Origin of the sequence: Pseudomonas orientalis, from assembly GCF_022807995.1 — a bacterium.
GTDB classification, from domain to species: domain Bacteria; phylum Pseudomonadota; class Gammaproteobacteria; order Pseudomonadales; family Pseudomonadaceae; genus Aquipseudomonas; species Aquipseudomonas orientalis_B.
Genome location: NZ_CP094351.1, coordinates 570,350 through 588,593 on the forward strand (window position 1 = coordinate 570,350; position 18,244 = coordinate 588,593).

14 protein-coding genes and 1 riboswitch are annotated in these 18,244 nt (G+C 61.7%); of the genes, 11 read left to right on the top strand and 3 right to left on the bottom strand.

Annotated elements, in window-relative coordinates:
• Positions 1-82: 82 nt before the first annotated feature.
• Positions 83-1,522: a TolC family outer membrane protein gene (locus MRY17_RS02345; RefSeq protein WP_181285878.1), complete on the bottom strand. Its 1,440-nt coding sequence runs from the start codon at positions 1,520-1,522 to the stop codon at positions 83-85.
• A gap of 195 nt (positions 1,523-1,717) precedes the next feature.
• Positions 1,718-1,823: riboswitch (TPP riboswitch) on the top strand.
• Positions 1,824-1,970: 147 nt separating this feature from the next.
• On the opposite strand from MRY17_RS02345, the gene thiC reads away from it, so the two are divergent.
• Positions 1,971-3,881 carry a phosphomethylpyrimidine synthase ThiC gene (gene thiC, locus MRY17_RS02350; protein ID WP_243353236.1) on the top strand — a complete coding sequence of 637 codons (1,911 nt, stop codon included), beginning with the start codon at positions 1,971-1,973 and terminating at the stop codon, positions 3,879-3,881.
• 164 nt (positions 3,882-4,045) lie between these two features.
• Positions 4,046-5,335, top strand: coding sequence for a putative hydroxymethylpyrimidine transporter CytX (gene cytX, locus MRY17_RS02355; protein WP_243353237.1), 1,290 nt, complete (start codon positions 4,046-4,048; stop codon positions 5,333-5,335).
• Here the strand turns inward: cytX and MRY17_RS02360 are convergent.
• Positions 5,304-6,050 carry an RsiV family protein gene (locus MRY17_RS02360; protein WP_181285881.1) on the bottom strand — a complete coding sequence of 249 codons (747 nt, stop codon included), beginning with the start codon at positions 6,048-6,050 and terminating at the stop codon, positions 5,304-5,306. The genes cytX and MRY17_RS02360 overlap by 32 nt on opposite strands.
• Before the next feature lie 195 nt (positions 6,051-6,245).
• Here MRY17_RS02360 and MRY17_RS02365 point away from each other — a divergent pair, with 195 nt between their 5' ends.
• The 8 genes from MRY17_RS02365 (at position 6,246) to MRY17_RS02400 (ending at position 15,168) form a co-directional block, all read left to right on the top strand.
• Positions 6,246-6,863, top strand: a complete 618-nt coding sequence (locus MRY17_RS02365; RefSeq protein ID WP_243353238.1) for an NUDIX domain-containing protein — start codon at positions 6,246-6,248, stop codon at positions 6,861-6,863.
• The gene (locus MRY17_RS02370) at positions 6,854-7,303 is read left to right on the top strand and encodes a DUF1249 domain-containing protein (protein WP_003209507.1); all 450 of its coding nucleotides are present in this window, start codon (positions 6,854-6,856) and stop codon (positions 7,301-7,303) included. The genes MRY17_RS02365 and MRY17_RS02370 overlap by 10 nt, the downstream gene beginning before the upstream one ends.
• A 97-nt stretch (positions 7,304-7,400) precedes the next feature.
• On the top strand, positions 7,401-8,213 hold the full coding sequence (gene cpdA / locus MRY17_RS02375; RefSeq protein WP_243353239.1) for a 3',5'-cyclic-AMP phosphodiesterase: 813 nt from the start codon (positions 7,401-7,403) through the stop codon (positions 8,211-8,213).
• 182 nt (positions 8,214-8,395) lie between these two features.
• Complete coding sequence (locus MRY17_RS02380) at positions 8,396-9,004, top strand: YqiA/YcfP family alpha/beta fold hydrolase (protein WP_243353240.1); 609 nt, start codon at positions 8,396-8,398, stop codon at positions 9,002-9,004.
• A gap of 45 nt (positions 9,005-9,049) precedes the next feature.
• Positions 9,050-10,954 carry a DNA topoisomerase IV subunit B gene (gene parE / locus MRY17_RS02385; protein ID WP_057724311.1) on the top strand — a complete coding sequence of 635 codons (1,905 nt, stop codon included), beginning with the start codon at positions 9,050-9,052 and terminating at the stop codon, positions 10,952-10,954.
• On the top strand, positions 10,954-11,949 hold the full coding sequence (locus MRY17_RS02390; protein WP_243353241.1) for an esterase-like activity of phytase family protein: 996 nt from the start codon (positions 10,954-10,956) through the stop codon (positions 11,947-11,949). Before parE ends, MRY17_RS02390 begins: the two co-directional genes overlap by 1 nt.
• 70 nt (positions 11,950-12,019) lie before the next feature.
• Entirely contained in the window at positions 12,020-14,284 is a 2,265-nt protein-coding gene (gene parC / locus MRY17_RS02395) for a DNA topoisomerase IV subunit A (protein WP_243353242.1), read from the top strand.
• 173 nt (positions 14,285-14,457) lie between these two features.
• Positions 14,458-15,168 (top strand): PqiC family protein, encoded by a 711-nt coding sequence (locus tag MRY17_RS02400; protein ID WP_181285887.1) that lies wholly within the window; start codon positions 14,458-14,460, stop codon positions 15,166-15,168.
• A gap of 173 nt (positions 15,169-15,341) precedes the next feature.
• On the opposite strand, the gene MRY17_RS02405 is transcribed toward MRY17_RS02400, so the two are convergent.
• The gene (locus tag MRY17_RS02405; protein ID WP_243353243.1) at positions 15,342-16,871 is read right to left on the bottom strand and encodes an AhpA/YtjB family protein; all 1,530 of its coding nucleotides are present in this window, start codon (positions 16,869-16,871) and stop codon (positions 15,342-15,344) included.
• A 133-nt stretch (positions 16,872-17,004) separates the two neighbouring features.
• Between MRY17_RS02405 and serB the strand changes: the two genes are divergently transcribed.
• Positions 17,005-18,219: a phosphoserine phosphatase SerB gene (serB, locus tag MRY17_RS02410; RefSeq protein ID WP_057724301.1), complete on the top strand. Its 1,215-nt coding sequence runs from the start codon at positions 17,005-17,007 to the stop codon at positions 18,217-18,219.
• Positions 18,220-18,244 lie beyond the last annotated feature (25 nt).

An 18,244-nucleotide genomic window follows, 5' to 3' on the forward strand; every position in this document is an offset into this window, starting at 1 on the left:
AGCGGTGTGTCAGTCACCCAATAGGCTGGCTGACCCACTGCCATCGGGGGCAAGCCCCCTCCCACATTGGTTTATGGTGTTTTCAGGAACCCGGGCGGGCCTTGAGCTGCTCGGCGGCGGCTTTGGCCAGGTCCGGTGGCAGGAAGTCTTTGTCCGGGTTGTAGTCGGCTTTCAAATAGCGCGTCAGGTCCTGCAGATCCCCCGGGTTCAAGGTGCCCGCGGCCTGCTTCAAGCGCAGGTTGTCGAGGATGTAGTCGTAGCGGCTGTTGTTGTAGTTGCGCACCGACGAGTAGAGCTGACGTTGTGCGTCCAGCACGTCGACGATATTGCGCGTGCCCACCTGATAGCCGATTTCCGTGGCTTCCACCGCGCTCTGGTTGGAGATGATCGACTGGCGGCGTGCTTGCACCTGTTCCACATCGGTGTTCACGGCGCGGTGCAGGTTGCGGGTATTTTCCACCACCTGGCGGCGCAGGCCTTCGCGTTGCTGCTCGGTCTGGTCGAGGCGCGAATAGGATTCGCGTACTTGCGAACTGGTGAGGCCGCCGCTGTAGATCGGGATGTTCAACCGCAAGCCGATGGTGCGTTGCGACACATCGCCGCCGTACGGGATAGGCAACTGATTCGGGTTGCTGAACCCCAGGGCGTCGTTGTCGCCTTTTTCGTATTGCGCCACCGCATCAAGCGTCGGCAAATGGCCGGCCTTGCGCTGCCTGAGGGTTTCCTCGGCGGCGGTCACTGCGTAATTGCTGGCCAGCAGGTTGAGATTCTGACGCCCGGCGGTTTCGACCCAGGCCTTGGCGTCATTCGGCGCCGGCGGCAGCACCGGCAGCGTATGGACGATGCCCTGGACCGAGTTGTATTGGCGGTTGGTCAGGGTGATCAGCGCCTCGAAGGCATCATCCACCTGGCGCTGGGCCACGATGCGGTTGGCCCGCGCGGTGTCGTAGCTGGCCTGGGATTGCAGCACATCGGTCTTGTCCGACAGGCCCACGTCGAAGCGCTCACTGGACTGGTCGAGCTGACGTTTGAAGGCATTTTCTTCGGCTTTGGTCGAAGCCAGGTTGTCCTGGGCGCGCAGCACGGCGAAGTAGCTCTCGGCACTTTGCAAAATCAGGTTCTGTTCACTGGCCGACAGTTGCAGCGAGGCTTGCTCGTTGACGGCTTCGGCGGCCTGCAGCTGGAACCAGCGATCGGCGCGAAACAGCGGCTGGCTCAGGGTGGCGCGCCAGGAGTGCGCGTCGCGGTTGGCCGTGGCGGCGGGCTGGTCGATCTGGGTGCGCACGTTGTTACTGTCGGCACCGGCCGACAGGTTCGGCAGCAAGCCTGCGCGCGCCTGGGGCACCACTTCTTTCTGCGCGCCATATTGAGCGCGGGCAGCGGCCAGGTCGGCGTTGTTGCTCGCCGCTTCCTGATAGACGCTGACCAGGTCGGTTCTGGCGGACAAGGGCGCTTCAGCTGCCCAGACCATTCCATTGGTCGCACAAGACACGGCAACTGCCAGTGAAAGTTTGCGCAGCATGAGGCGATCCCTGAATAAATATTACGATGATAATTTATTGCCCAAGGCTACGGTGGCGAAACGGGAGCGTCAAGCCTTGAGGCAGCTCAGGAGTGTAGTGGCCGGGCTGCGGCACAACAATCCTGTAATTACGCCATTTATCATCCTGACTACAGCGTCATTGGCAATTTGCCCACTCCATGGTCTAGACTGGCCAGGTTCTTGTCGGGGTGCCTTGTTGGAAGGCTGAGATCGGTAAATACCGGATCCCGTTGAACCTGATCAGGTTAACGCCTGCGTAGGGAACAAGATTTCTCGTCACCCGGCGAGTCCTCTTGTGCTTCGTCCGGGAAGTTGTTCGACAATCGAACAGCCCTCGTGCGCAAGCACAGCACTGGTTTCAGTGCGTCCGTCCGTCACAGGTTCGCTCCGACAACAATCCACCGCCTGGATAAGTTGGAGAGCCCTGATGAGTACCGAATTAAAAAGCCAAAGATCAAAAAACACCGTGCACTTGAGTGAATCGGCCAAGGTCGACTCCGGCTCCGTGCAACCGTTTACCCGCTCACAGAAGATCTATGTACAGGGCTCCCGTCCCGATATTCGCGTGCCCATGCGCGAAATCAGCCTGGATGTGACGCCCACCGAGTTCGGCGGTGAAATCAATGCACCGGTGGTGGTCTACGACACATCGGGTCCGTATACCGATCCCAACGTGATCATCGACGTGCGCAAAGGCCTGGCCGACGTGCGCTCGCCCTGGATCGAAGAGCGCGGCGATACCGAGCGACTGGCTTGCCTGAGCTCACGCTACGGCCAGGAACGCCTGGATAACCCGGACCTGGCTTACCTGCGCTTTGCCCACCTGCAGAACCCACGACGGGCCAAGGCCGGCGCCAACGTCAGCCAGATGCACTACGCGCGCAAAGGCATCATTACGCCCGAAATGGAATATGTGGCCATCCGCGAAAACATGAAGCTTGAGGAAGCCCGCGCCGCCGGCCTGCTCAAGCAACAGCATGCGGGACACAGCTTTGGCGCCAGCATTCCAAACATCATCACGCCCGAATTTGTCCGTGATGAAATCGCCCGCGGCCGCGCAATTATCCCGGCCAACATCAATCACACCGAACTGGAACCGATGATCATCGGCCGTAACTTCCTGGTGAAGATCAACGGCAATATCGGTAACAGTGCGCTGGGCTCGTCTATCGAAGAAGAAGTGGCGAAGATGACCTGGGGCATTCGCTGGGGCTCCGATAACATCATGGACCTGTCCACCGGCAAGCACATCCACGAAACCCGCGAATGGATCATCCGTAACTCGCCGGTGCCGATCGGTACGGTCCCCATCTACCAGGCACTGGAAAAAGTCGACGGTGTGGCAGAAGACCTGACCTGGGAGCTGTTTCGCGACACCCTGATCGAGCAGGCCGAACAGGGCGTCGACTACTTCACGATCCATGCCGGTGTATTGCTGCGCTATGTGCCGCTGACCGCCAATCGCGTCACCGGCATCGTCAGCCGTGGCGGTGCGATCATGGCCAAATGGTGCCTGGCGCATCATAAGGAAAACTTCGCCTACACGCATTTCGAAGAAATCTGCGAAATCATGAAAGCCTATGACGTCAGCTTTTCGCTGGGTGATGGCTTGCGTCCGGGCTCGGTGGCCGACGCCAACGACGCCGCGCAATTCGGTGAGCTGGAAACTCTGGGCGAACTGACCAAGATCGCCTGGAAGCACGACGTGCAAACCATGATCGAAGGCCCCGGCCATGTGCCGATGCAGTTGATCAAGGAGAACATGGACAAGCAGCTCGAGTGCTGCGACGAGGCGCCGTTCTACACCCTCGGCCCGCTGACCACCGACATCGCGCCGGGCTACGACCACATCACCTCCGGCATTGGTGCGGCGATGATCGGCTGGTTCGGCTGCGCCATGCTCTGCTACGTCACGCCCAAGGAACACCTGGGCTTGCCGAACAAGGATGACGTGAAGACCGGGATCATCACCTACAAGATCGCCGCCCACGCGGCCGACCTTGCCAAGGGCCACCCGGGCGCGCAGATTCGCGACAACGCCTTGAGCAAGGCGCGCTTCGAATTTCGCTGGGAAGACCAGTTCAACCTGGGCCTGGACCCGGACACCGCACGGGCGTTTCACGACGAGACCCTGCCGAAAGAGTCCGCCAAGGTCGCGCATTTCTGCTCGATGTGCGGGCCGAAATTCTGCTCGATGAAAGTCACCCATGAAGTGCGTGAATACGCGGCCAATCAGCGCATCGACGCGGTGGATGTGGATGTGGACGTGGCCAGGGGCCTGGCCGAGCAGGCCGAGCGGTTCAGGCAGGAAGGCAGTCAGCTCTACAAGAAGGTCTGATCCGAAGGTGGCGGTGACTGTACCGCCGCCATCGGGGGCAAGCCCCCTCCCACATTTTGACTGAGGTTGACACAGCGTTTGTGTTCACCGCAGATCCAGTGTGGGAGGGGGCTTGCCCCCGATGGCAATTTCCCTGACAACAAAGCCCCTCAGAGACTTCACCCTTGAGCATTCAACCCAGCACTTACTCACCCGACATCGCGGTGCTTCCTGACAAGCGCGTCTTCGGCGCCCGCGACCTGTTCTCCCTGTGGTTCTCCCTCGGCATCGGCCTGATGGTCCTGCAAACCGGCGCCTTGCTGGCGCCGGGCCTGGGCTTGTCCGGCTCATTGCTGGCCATCTTCCTCGGCACCTTGGTGGGCGTGCTGTTGCTGGCCGCCGTCGGCGTGATCGGCAGCGACACCGGGCTGTCGGCCATGGCCGCGCTCAAGCTCAGCCTCGGTACGCGGGGCGCGAGCCTGCCGGCGCTGTTGAACCTGCTGCAATTGGTTGGCTGGGGTTCGTTCGAAATCATCGTAATGCGCGATGCCGCCAGCTTGTTGGGCGCGCGCGCATTCAGTGAGGGCAGCCTGTTGGCGAGCCCCTTGTTGTGGACAGTATTTTTCGGTGGCCTTGCCACCTTGCTGGCGGTGAGCGGACCGTTGACCTTCGTGCGGCAGATCCTGCGTAAATGGGGCATCTGGCTGCTGCTCGCGGCCTGTCTGTGGCTGACCTGGAACCTGTTCGCCAAGGCCGACCTCGTCGCGCTGTGGGCCCAGGCCGGTGACGGTTCGATGCCGTTTGCGGTGGGCTTTGACATTGCCATCGCCATGCCGCTGTCGTGGCTGCCGCTGATCGCCGACTACTCACGCTTTGGCAAGCGCGCGAAAAGCGTGTTCGGCGGCACTGCGCTGGGGTTTTTTATCGGAAATTTCTGGCTGATGAGCCTGGGTGTGGCCTATACCCTGGCGTTTGCGCCCAGCGGTGAGGTGAATGCCCTGCTGCTGGCCCTTGCCGGAGCCGGCCTGGGTATTCCGCTGTTGCTGATCCTGCTGGACGAGTCGGAGAACGCCTTTGCCGATATTCACTCGGCGGCGGTGTCGAGCGGGATGCTGTTGCGTTTGAAAGTCGAGCACCTGGCGTTGGCCATTGGTGTGATTTGCACCGTGATCGCTTGCCTGGCGCCCCTGGCGCAATACCAGAACTTCCTGTTGCTGATCGGTTCAGTGTTCGCGCCGCTGTTCGGCGTGGTACTGGTGGATCACTTCATCCTGCGCCGTCGGCGCCAGGGCGCGGTGACCCTGCTGCATTGGCCTGCGCTGGTGGCATGGCTGGGCGGCATCGGCACTTACCATCTATTGGCCCACCTGTATCCGGATATCGGCGCGACCCTGCCGGCATTGCTGCTGGCCGGGCTGCTGCAGTTCATCCTGGGGCGTGCGGTCAGTGGCGCGCGGGCATCAGCTCAGGCTTGATCACACCGGTCAGGCGCGCATAGGGGATGGTGATTTCGATCAGCCCCTGTGCGTAGGGGGCGATGGTGGTGACGTTGTACTTGAGTACCACGCCGCCACTGGTCAAGGCCACGTTCGGAGTTTTCTGGAATGGCCAGTTCTTCACGAACTCCGGATCGCGGTCCATCTTGGTGTTGATCAACCAGCTGTTGTGGGCAACTTTTGCCGTATTCCAGAACGCCTGCTCCTGGCCGGGCAACAGCATGTCGGCCAGGCTCAGTTCCTTATGCAGCACGCGTGAATAATTGATGAAACCGCGGCCAGGCTCACCGTGGGCCACGCCGGTGTCCAGGTAGCTGGACACTTCAACGATCACCAGTCCGTCATGCTGCTCACGTACCTTGGCCTGCAAATACATACTGTGGCGGTCGGGGGATTCGCGCAGGAATGTGTCCCGGTAGGCATTCAGGGTCGCAGGGACGCTGGCGCCGGGCGTGGTGCGGGTCATCTGCAACAGGCGCTGCTCGACCAGTTTGTCCAGTTGCGGGTCGGCGGGGAAATGCACGGTGTCGATGTTCACCAGCGGGCAATCAGGGCTGCCGCAGCCGGGCTTGATCTGCTCCGACTTGTCGGTGGTGACGTCCAGCGGTTTGAGCTGGCCGGGCTGGAACAGGCTCTGGCAGGCACCCAGGGTCAAGGCAATACAAGCCATGGAGGCGATTTTTAAAAGCGACATGTGTGTCCTTCGTAAATCGATGGAAAGCGAAATAGAGTAGCGCTTGGACTGCCAACAGGGCCGCCAGTTCGCCACTAGACTGATTAACGTGAGTTTGACGCCCGCCGTCTATCCCGGCAACCGGAAAGGGGCTGCGCCGACCCGCTTGGGCGCGTTAGGATGGCGCCCACTGCACGGCTTATGACGAGGAAGAATATGACGGACTTAACGAAGTCGACGCCAAAGAACATCGAAATTGTCCAGCGCGACTCTGCCTACAAGGGCTTCTATCAGCTCGATCGCGTGCAACTGCGCCACGAGAAGTTCGACGGCGGCATGAGCCGCGTGATCAATCGTGAAGTCTTCGTGCGCCATGATGCGGTGTGCGTACTGCCCTACGATCCGCAGCGCGATGAAGTGGTGCTGATCGAACAGTTTCGCGTCGGCGCCATGGGCCGTACCGACAACCCGTGGCTGGTGGAAATGGTCGCCGGCCTGATTGACAAGGACGAGCAACCCGAGGAGGTTGCACACCGCGAAGCCGAGGAGGAAGCTGGGTTGACCTTTTCCGCTTTGTGGCCGATCACCCAGTATTTCCCGTCGCCCGGCGGCAGTACCGAGTTTGTCCACCTGTACCTGGGCCGTTGCGACAGCTCACAGGCCGGTGGCATCCATGGATTGGAGGAAGAGGCCGAAGATATCCGCGTGGCCACCTGGGCATTCGAAGATGCTTTCAAGGCGGTACGCGACGGCAGAATTTCCAATGCAGCCAGCATCATCGCCCTGCAATGGCTTGCGCTTAATCGCGTGGAAGTGAGGGGGCTATGGCAGTAAAGGCACGGGAACGTTACCGGGTTGACCTGATCGGGCTGCAAGCCGCGTGCGAGGCCAACTATGCGCGGCTGATGCGCCTGCTCCCCGACATGCGCCACACGCCCGAGGCGCGGCGCATTGCCGTGACCCACGGCGACCAGATGCTCGGCGTGCTGACCCTGGAAGTCATCGTCAATTGCCCGTATACCACCACCTTGCGCGTGCGCCAGGAACACAGCCTGCCCTGGCTGCCGGTGCCGCAGCTGGAAGTGCAGGTGTACCACGATGCACGCATGGCCGAAGTGATCAGCGCCGAACATGCGCGACGTTTTCGCAGCATCTATCCTTATCCGAATGTGTTCATGCACCAGCCCGATGAGAAAGCCCAGCTCAATGTGTTCCTCGGCGAATGGTTGAGCCACTGCCTGGCCCTGGGTCATGAGTTCGAAGTCGTGCGGTAGATGTGAACTGCGTTTGTTTCTCTGGGTTTCCTCTTTGTGTCCTGCCCCAGCATAATTGCCTCACCTGTCTATTCCTGTGACCGCTAGGGAGAGCGCCTTGCCGAGCGTATCCGCCATGAACCCTGACGCTGTGCTGTTGGTGCAACTGTCCGACAGCCATTTGTTTGCCGATGCAGACGTCACGCTGCTGGGCATGAACACCCGCGAAAGCCTGCAGCGGGTGATCGACCTGGTGCGCGAACAGCAGCCGCACATCGATCTGGTGCTGGCCACGGGCGATCTGTCCCAGGACGGCACACTGGCGTCATACCAGCAATTTCGCGACATGACCGCGCCGATGGGCGCTCCCGCCCGCTGGCTGGCCGGCAACCACGATGAGCCGCAGATCATGGCCGACGCCGCCGTGCACAGCGACCTGCTGGAGCCGGTGGTCGATGTCGGCAACTGGCGCATCACCCTGCTGGATTCCGCCGTACCCGGTTCCGTGCCCGGCTACCTGCAGGACCAGCAACTGCAACTGCTTGTCCAGGCCTTGAGTGAGGCGCCGAACCGGCATCATCTGGTGTGCCTGCATCATCACCCGGTGTCGATCGGCTGCGCCTGGATGGAGCCTATCGGCCTGCGCAATCCCGATGCGCTGTTTGCGGTGCTTGACCGGTTCCCCCAAGTGAAGGCGGTGTTGTGGGGGCACGTGCACCAGGAAATCGACGACCAGCACAATGGCGTGCGCCTGCTGGCGTCGCCGTCCACCTGCATCCAGTTCGCGCCGGGCAGTGACGACTTTCAGGTCAGCGACCAGGCCCCAGGCTATCGCTGGCTGCGGTTGCGTGCCGACGGGCGGTTGGAGACCGGGGTGGAGCGGGTCAAGAATTTCGCTTTCACCGTCGACTACGGCAGCAACGGCTATTAATAGCTGTCAACACTGAGCAAAAAATGTGGGAGGGGGCTTGCCCCCGATTGCGGTGTGTCAGCTGCCACATGTGCTGACTGACACTCAGCCATCGGGGGCAAGCCCCCTCCCACATGGGTTCTCACACCGGCCCCTTATCCCTGTAAACTGCGCCTCTTTGGCTGAGTCACGGAGAGCCCGGCATGTCCGCTTCGATCCTCTATATTCACGGTTTCAACAGTGCGCCAGCCTCCAACAAGGCCAGCCAGTTGATCACCGTCATGGGCAAGCTTGGCCTGGCCGGGCAGTTGCGTGTTCCGGCGCTGCATCACCATCCCCGTCAGGCGATTCCTCAATTGGAGGAGGCCATCGCAGAGCTGGGCAGGCCGCTGCTGGTCGGCAGTTCATTGGGCGGCTACTATGCAACCCATCTTGCCGAACGCCATGGCCTCAAGGCGCTGCTGGTCAACCCGGCGGTCAGCCCCCATCGGATGTTTGACGGCTACCTGGGCACCCAGAAGAACCTCTATACCGATGAAAGCTGGGAATTGACCCTCGACCACGTCACGGCGTTGTCCGAGCTGGAAGTAGCGGCCCCTCAAGACGCTGCGCGTTACCAGGTGTGGTTGCAGACCGGGGACGAAACCCTGGATTATCGCCTCGCCCAGCAGTATTACCGGGCCTGTGCCTTGCGCATTCAGGCCGGTGGCGACCATGGCTACCAAGGGTTCGCCCGGCAATTGCCGGCACTGCTGTGCTTTGCCGGCATTGGCGCTGATCAGTATCAATCCTTCGATTTTTCGTCACTGTGAAAATCGCAGGTCATTTTTTAATCGAACGACTCACGACGAGACCCCATGGCCACTCCCAGCGCTAGCTCTTATAACGCCGACGCCATCGAAGTCCTCTCGGGCCTCGACCCGGTGCGCAAACGCCCCGGCATGTACACCGACACCAGTCGGCCGAACCACCTTGCCCAGGAAGTCATCGACAACAGTGTCGACGAAGCCCTGGCCGGGCACGCCAAGTCGGTACAGGTCATTCTCCATGCCGACCACTCCCTTGAAGTGTCCGACGACGGCCGCGGCATGCCGGTGGACATTCACCCTGAAGAGGGTGTGTCGGGCGTCGAGCTGATCCTGACCAAGCTGCACGCCGGCGGCAAGTTCTCCAACAAGAACTACCAGTTCTCCGGCGGCTTGCACGGCGTGGGTATTTCGGTGGTCAACGCCTTGTCCACGCAGGTCAGGGTCAAGGTCAAGCGCGACGGCAACGAATACCAGATGACCTTCGCCGATGGCTACAAAGCCACCGACCTCGAAGTGATCGGCACTGTTGGCAAGCGCAATACCGGCACCAGCGTGTACTTCGCGCCGGACCCGAAATACTTCGATTCGCCGAAATTTTCCATCAGCCGCCTCAAGCATGTGCTCAAGGCCAAGGCCGTGCTGTGCCCGGGCCTGTTGGTGAGCTTTGAAGACAAAGGTACCGGCGAGAAGGTCGAGTGGCACTACGAAGACGGCCTGCGCTCCTACCTGGAAGATTCGGTCAGCGACTTCGAGCGCCTGCCCAACGCGCCGTTCTGCGGCAGCCTGGCCGGTAACAAGGAAGCCGTCGACTGGGCGCTGTTGTGGTTGCCCGAAGGCGGCGACAGCGTGCAGGAAAGCTACGTCAACCTGATCCCCACCGCCCAGGGCGGCACCCACGTCAACGGCTTGCGCCAGGGCTTGCTGGACGCCATGCGCGAATTCTGCGAATACCGCAGCCTGCTGCCGCGCGGCGTGAAGCTGGCGCCGGAAGACGTGTGGGAGCGCATTGCGTTCGTGCTGTCGATGAAAATGCAGGAGCCGCAGTTCTCCGGCCAGACCAAGGAGCGCCTGTCGTCCCGCGAGGCGGCGGCGTTTGTCTCCGGTGTGGTCAAGGACGCCTTCAGCCTGTGGCTCAACGAGCATCCTGAACTGGGCCTGGCCCTGGCCGAGCTTGCGATCAACAACGCCGGTCGTCGCCTCAAGGCCAGCAAGAAAGTCGAGCGCAAGCGCATCACCCAGGGCCCGGCATTGCCCGGCAAGCTGGCCGATTGCGCCGGGCAGGACCCGATGCGCTCCGAGCTGTTCCTGGTGGAAGGTGATTCCGCCGGCGGTTCCGCCAAGCAGGCGCGGGACAAGGAATTCCAGGCGATCCTGCCGTTGCGCGGCAAGATCCTCAACACCTGGGAAGTCGACGGCAGCGAAGTCCTGGCCAGCCAGGAAGTGCACAACATCGCCGTGGCCATCGGCGTCGACCCCGGCGCGGCGGACATGAGCCAGCTGCGCTACGGCAAGATCTGCATCCTCGCCGACGCCGACTCCGACGGCCTGCACATCGCCACGCTGCTGTGCGCGCTGTTCGTGCAGCACTTCCGCCCGTTGGTGGATGCCGGTCACGTCTACGTTGCGATGCCGCCGCTGTACCGTATTGACCTGGGCAAGGAAATTTTCTACGCCCTGGACGAAGCCGAGCGCGATGGCATCCTCGACCGCCTGGTGGCCGAGAAGAAACGCGGCAAGCCACAGGTCACGCGATTCAAGGGCCTGGGTGAAATGAACCCGCCGCAACTGCGCGAAACCACCATGGACCCGAACACCCGGCGCCTGGTGCAGTTGACCCTGGAAGACTTCGCTGGCACCTCGGAAATGATGGACATGCTGCTGGCGAAAAAGCGTGCGCCGGATCGCAAGGCCTGGCTCGAATCCAAAGGTAACCTGGCCGAGGTATTGGGCTGATGCGCACAGGCGTCGCCCTGGCGATCCTGATGGGGTGCGGGTTGGCGGCCACCGATGGGGTTGCCTCGCCCGTGGTTGAGCTCAAACTGGTGTCCGAACATCCGGTAGACGGCGTGCGCGGTGGCAACCTGTCGGGCCTGGCGCTGTGCGGCAAGGCGTTGTGGACGGTATCGGACCGTGATGATGACCAGATTTATCGTCTGGACACTCGCGAGCCGACCTGGAACGCCGAGGTGTTGAAGATCGACGTGCCACCCGTGCCCGAGTCCGGCTTGCCGTGGGGGTTGCGCTCGCGCACCACGGCGGCTTCGTTCATTCGCGGTGGCGACCTGGATTTCGAAGGCATCAGTTGTGATGCCGCAGGCAACCGCTACATTGTCAGCGAAGCCCATGCAGCGGTGTTGCAGGTGCCGGCAGCCGGTGCGCCCGAGTGGTTGAAGATCGCCCCGGGCATGGTCCGCGAAGCGCGGGCCAGCGGCATGTTGCTGCACTTCAATGCGCTGTTCGAAGGCCTGGCAGTGAGCCCGCAAGGCAATCAGATCTGGCTGGCCGCCGAGCGTGAGCGCCGTGGCCTGATGTCGATCAAGCGCGGTCAGAGCGTGTGGGATTGCGACGGTGCTTGCGTGTTGTTGAGCGAGGCCGGGCTGGAAGTGCAGCCGGCGCAGTTCACCAACGCCAAGGCCGTGTCCAAGGATTTTGCCGACCTGGCGCTGTTCAACGGCAAGCTGTTTACCCTGGAGCGCAATGCGTTCCAGATCTGCCGGCGCGACCCGCTCACGGCCAAGGTTGAGCTGTGCTGGTCGTTTGCCGATGAAACCCTGACGCCCGAACGGCGTTATCCCCAACCCTATGGCCTGGCCGAAGCACTGGTGGTAGATGCCGACGGCGCCTGGATTGGCATCGACAATAATTTCGGCGCGCGTGCCGATGGTGAAAAGCGCCCGGTGGTCTATCGTTTCGCCGCCCCGGCCGGTGGCTGGAGTGCCCAGCCATGAACCGAGACTTTTTTGAATTGACTCAGCGCAGCGGCAGTTCCGCTGCGCCTTACCCAACGATGAGGCCCGCATGAGTGACATCCTCGCAGACAGCTTAGATGGCGTAGAACGCCGATCGCTGGCTGACTTCACCGAAAATGCCTACCTCAACTACTCCATGTACGTGATCATGGACCGTGCCCTGCCGCATATCGGCGACGGCCTGAAGCCGGTACAGCGGCGCATTATCTACGCCATGAGTGAGCTGGGCCTGGACGCCGACTCCAAGCACAAGAAGTCGGCGCGTACCGTCGGTGACGTGCTCGGCAAGTTCCACCCCCACGGCGATTCGGCGTGCTACGAAGCCATGGTGCTGATGGCCCAGCCGTTCAGCTACCGCTACACCCTGGTCGATGGCCAGGGAAACTGGGGGGCGCCGGATGATCCCAAGTCCTTCGCCGCCATGCGTTACACCGAGGCGCGCCTGTCGCGTTATTCGGAAGTATTGCTCAGCGAACTGGGCCAGGGTACCGCGAACTGGGGGCCCAACTTTGACGGCACCCTCGACGAACCCCTGGTACTGCCGGCACGTTTGCCGAATATCCTGCTCAATGGCACCACCGGCATCGCGGTCGGCATGGCCACCGATGTGCCGCCGCACAACCTGCGCGAAGTCGCCAGCGCCTGCGTGCGTCTGCTGGACGAGCCAAAGGCCACGGTCGAGCAGCTTTGCGAGCATATCCAGGGCCCGGACTATCCGACCGAAGCGGAAATCATCACGCCGCGCGCCGACCTGCTGAAGATGTACGAAACCGGCAAGGGCTCAGTGCGCATGCGCGCGGTGTATCACATTGAAGACGGCGACATTATTGTGACCGCGCTGCCGCATCAGGTGTCCGGCGCCAAGGTGCTGGAGCAGATCGCCGCGTTGATGCAGGCCAAACCGTCGAAACTGCCGCAAGTCGCCGACCTGCGCGATGAGTCCGACCACGAGAACCCCTGCCGCATCGTGATTATCCCGACCAACAGCCGGGTGGATCATGAAGTGCTGATGCAACATCTGTTTGCCAGCACTGACCTTGAGTCCAGCTACCGGGTCAACGTCAACATCATCGGTCTGGATGGCAAGCCGCAGCTCAAGAACCTGCGCAATCTGCTGGTGGAATGGCTGGAGTTCCGCGTACAGACCGTGCGCCGTCGCCTGCAATTCCGCCTGGACAAGGTCGAGCGCCGCCTGCACCTGTTGGACGGCTTGTTGATTGCCTACCTCAACCTGGATGAAGTGATCCATATCATCCGCACCGCCGAGCACCCCAAGGCCGAGCTGATCGCGCGTTTCGAGCTGAGCGAGATCCAGGCTGACTACATCCTCGATACCCGTTTGCGCCAGTTGGCGCGACTGGAAGAAATGAAGCTGCGCGACGAGCAGGACGCATTGCTCAAGGAACAAGCCAAGCTGCAAGCGCTGCTGGGCAGCGAAGCCAAACTCAAGAAGCTGGTGCGCAGCGAACTGATCAAGGACGCCGAAACCTACGGCGATGACCGTCGCTCGCCGATTGTCGAGCGTGCCGAAGCGAAAGCGCTGACAGAAACCGAGCTGCTGCCTAACGAGAAAATTACCGTCGTTCTGTCGGAAAAGGGTTGGGTTCGCTCCGCCAAAGGGCATGATATTGACGCCACCGGGCTTTCGTACAAGGCCGGTGATGGCTTCAAGACCGCTGCCGCCGGGCGTTCCAACCAGTTTGCGGTGTTTATCGACTCGACCGGGCGCAGTTATTCGGTGCCGGCCCACACGCTGCCTTCCGCACGAGGGCAGGGCGAGCCACTGACCGGGCGTCTTACACCGCCACCGGGAGCGAATTTCGAATGCGTGCTGCTGCCGGAGGATGATTCGCTGTATGTCATCGCTTCCGACGCCGGTTACGGATTCGTGGTCAAGGGTGAAGACCTGCAGGCCAAGAACAAGGCGGGCAAGGCGCTGCTGAGCCTGCCGAACAATGCCAAGGTGATCCTGCCGCGGCCAGTGGAGGATCGTGAACACAACTGGCTGGCCTCGGTGACCACCGAAGGGCGTCTGCTGGTGTTCAAGATCAGCGACCTGCCGCAGTTGGGCAAGGGCAAGGGCAACAAGATCATTGGTATCCCGGGAGAGCGGGTGGCCAGTCGCGAAGAGTACGTGACCGACATCGCCGTCATTCCGGAAGGCGCGACGCTGGTGCTTCAGGCCGGCAAGCGTACGCTGTCGCTGCGCCCTGACGACCTTGAGCACTACAAGGGCGAACGCGGTCGACGCGGCAACAAACTGCCTCGAGGCTTCCAGCGAGTGGATGCTTTGTTGGTAGAAACGCCTGCTTAAGGCGTACTAGAGGCCTCGATCTACGATTTAACGCGTAGATCGACGCTTTGGCGCTGGAGTCATGGCGCATATTCACGGATGATATGGCCTTTCCAGCGCCGGCGTGGCCGAGCGTATTTAGGTTATTTTTAGTATTACATTGTGGTTCGCCGTGTGGCAGCCACCTGGATGGGATGATGACTGCTCCACGCCTTCCTCTATTTTTGATGCTCGCCGGCCTGTTGGGGCTGGCGGGTTGCAGCACGCACCAGCCGGTGTCGCTGTACCAGCTGGACAGCGGAAGTCCGGCTCAGCCGGCACAAACCGCGGGTATGGCTGTCCTGCTGGGTCCGGTCATCGTTGCTGATTACCTGCAACGCGAAACCCTGCTCCAACGTCAGAACGACGGAAGCCTGCAAGGTTCCACGGATGGTCGTTGGGCGGGCAGTCTTTCCTCCGATATCAATCAATTGATGTTGCGTCAGGTGGCCGGCCAGTTGGACAGCCAGCGCGTGGTCCTGGCGCCAGGCCCGTCCGGGTTCTCTCCGGATGTGCAGGTGCTGCTGACCATCACGCGGCTTGACTCCGGCAAGTCGCAACCGGCGATCCTGGATGCCCAGTGGCGTTTGATCGATCGTCGCGGGCAAGTTCGAGACAACCGTATCGTGCACCTGCAGGAAGAGCATGCCGGCACCACGGCGTCCCAGGTCCAGGCCCAGGGCGTATTGTTGCAGCACTTGGCGCAGCAATTGTCGGTGGCGCTCAAGCCGCTGGCCAACCAGCCGCCGATTGCCGAGGCCCCGCGCAAGCAGGCGCCGGCGCAGGCCAAGCCCGCCACACCGGGAAAGCCGAAGATGCCGATGGCGACACCGATTCGTACGGATCTGGAAGTGTTCAGGTTTTGATCTGAATGGCAGACAAACAAAAGGCCCGCTGAGTAAGCGGGCCTTTTTGTTGGGCTGTTCTGTAGGAGCGAGCTTGCTCGCGAAAAGCGTCAACGATAACGCGTGCTTTCTGAATAAACGCGGCGTCTGTGAGTTTTTCGCGAGCAAGCTCGCTCCTACAAAAGGCCTTAGCCTCAGGGCTTACGGGTCTCGTGCATCCGCGCCAACTGCCGCTCCAGCATCGACGGATACGGCTCCATCAGGCGCTCCACACAGCTGGCGCCCTCAGGGCTGGCAATCGGGCGGATGCGTGCGCGTTGGCGGATCAGCGTGTCTTCACTGATCTTGCGCTCCACCAGCAGCAGGTTGCGGCTGTGCTGGGACAAGGCCAGGGCATCCTGGGCGATTTCGGTCAGCAACAGGTCGATCTGGCTGATGCCGAACAGGTCGTCACCCACCGTCAGGCCCAACTGCAATTGCAACGTAATGCCGCTGTCCGCCACTTCGATCTGCAAGGCATGGCCCAGGGCGCGCAGCAACTCGCCGCAGCAGATGGCGTTGGTCAGGTAGTCTTCGCCGCTGTCTTCGCTGTGGAACAGCATCAATGTGCTGCCGTCGTTCAGGGTGTGCAGTTCGCTCTGGTAGAGCGAGGCGGCCTGGTCGAGACAGTCGCGGTAGCGTTCCAGCAATTCCGTCAGGCGGGCGCGGGGCAGGCGGCGCAGTTGGTCCTGGGCACCCAGCTGCACGGCGAGTACGGCGCTGTATTGGGGCTCGCTGCTCCTGGTCGCAAGCGCTTTCGGCGCTGCGGCGGGAGCGGCATCTGCGGTATCGCGCAGGTCGGCGAACGGGTCTTCGTCGTCCAGCTCGTCTTCTTCGGCCTTGACCACATGGCGTGGCGCAGGCTTCAGACCGGCCACCGGAGCGCTTTCGTCGAAGCCTGGGTCACGCAGGTCGCGCACTTCAAACTCAGGCTCGTCGTTGTAGTCGGCGTCGTCGTACTCAGGCTCGGGCTCAACCTCAGGCACAGTCGGCTCCGGGGCGAAGCTGGCATGCAGCTGGCGCGCGAGGTCGCCGATTTCGTCCTGGCGGTCGGTGGCCGGGGTATGTTCGTCGATATCGCGCAGCCAGATGCGCAGTTGCATCAAGGGCGTGGAGATATGCCGCCCCAAGCGCAGACTCAAGGCCAGGGCGAGGGCCAGCAGGATCGCGCTGAGGATGCCCATGCTCTGCAGGCTGATGGTCATCGGCTGCTGGAACTGTTGCATGTCCAGGCTGATGCGCAATTGGCCGGCTTTCACATCCTGAAACGTGATATTGCTCTGGTACAGGCCTTCGGCTTCGCCCAGCAGGCCGTTTTTCGGACGCTGCCCGGCTTCGGCCATGATCCGGTTGTCCACGCTGTAGATAGCGGCGTGGGCCACCAGCGGGTTCTTGGTCAGGTTGTTGAGCAGTACGTTGAGGCTGAGGATGTCGTTGGACACCAGCAGCTCAGTCGCCGAGGTGGCGGTCTGGGTGGTCAGGCTTTCGCCCAAGGCGTCGGCTTGCTCATGCATGGCCTGTTTGAACTGCAAACCCATCACGCAGGCGTAGATCACCAGGGCCAGAGCGACCAGGATCACGTTATGGCTGGCAATGCGTAATGCGATCGGAACACGGCGGTGGCGCAGTGCCCGGAAGATCAGCAGGAAGAAGTTATCGGTTTTTACTGGCGTGGGCCGGTTCACTTGCGCTCGGCTCTTGGTCCGTGAAGTTGACGCGCAGTATAGCGACAGGCCCATGACCGGCAAAGCGCTGGCTGTGCCCGATGGTCACTGAAAGTGGGTAGAATGCGGTTTTTTTCCAGCCTGGGGGTGCGCTTTGCGCGAAATTGTCCTGATCAACATCACAGGTCTTGACCGACCGGGTCTCACTGCTGCCATTACCGGCGTTCTGGCCCAGGGTGGTGTGAACATTCTCGACATCGGCCAGGCGGTGATCCACGACACCCTGTCGTTCGGCATCCTGGTGGAAATCCCCAGCACCGAGCAGGCATCCTCGGTCCTCAAGGACATCCTGTTTACGGCCTACAAGCTGGATCAGCAGGTGCGCTTCACCCCGGTGTCCGAAGCCGATTACCAGCATTGGGTCGAAGGCCAGGGCAAAAAACGTCATATCGTGACGCTGCTCACCCGCAAGGTAACGGCCGAACAATTGCAGCGCGTCAGCTCGATCACGGCGCACTACGGTTTGAACATCGACCATATCGACCGTCTGTCGGGGCGTATGCCGCTGGACACGCCGGCGGACAAAGGCAAGGGCTGCATCGAGTTTTCGGTGCGTGGGGAGCCCGCCGATGCGCAAGCGCTGCGCGCCGAATTCCTGAGCGTGGCCCAGGAACTGAATGTCGACATCGCCTTCCAGGAGGATTCGCTGTTCCGGCGCAATCGTCGTCTGGCGGTGTTCGACATGGACTCGACCCTGATCGAGGCCGAAGTCATCGACGAGCTGGCCAAGGCGGCGGGTGTAGGCGAGCAAGTCAGCGAGATTACCGAGCGGGCAATGGCCGGCGAACTGGATTTTCGTGCCAGCTTCAAGGAACGCCTGGCGCTGCTCAAGGGCCTCGACGTGAGTGTGCTTGATTCAATCGGCGCGTCCCTGCGCCTGACCGAAGGCGCCGAAACTCTGTTCGCTGAACTCAAGCGCCTGGGCTACAAGACGGCGATCCTGTCCGGCGGCTTCACCTACTTTGCCAAGCAACTGCAGGCCAGGCTGGGCATTGACTATGTGTTCGCCAACGAGCTGGAAGTGGTGGATGGCAAAGTAACCGGCGTGGCGGTGGAGCCAATCGTCGATGCGCAACGCAAGGCGGACCTGCTCAGGGAACTGGCGCACAAGGAAGGCTTGCGCCTGGAACAGACCATTGCGGTCGGCGACGGCGCGAACGACTTGCCGATGCTGGCGATTGCCGGGCTGGGCGTGGCGTTCCGTGCCAAGCCGTTGGTCAAGCAGTCGGCCAAGCAGGCGATTTCGACCTTGGGGTTGGATGGGGTGCTGTATCTGCTGGGCTTGCGCGACCGTGACGGGCAGCTCTGACTGACGAAATGCGCTAAAAAATGTG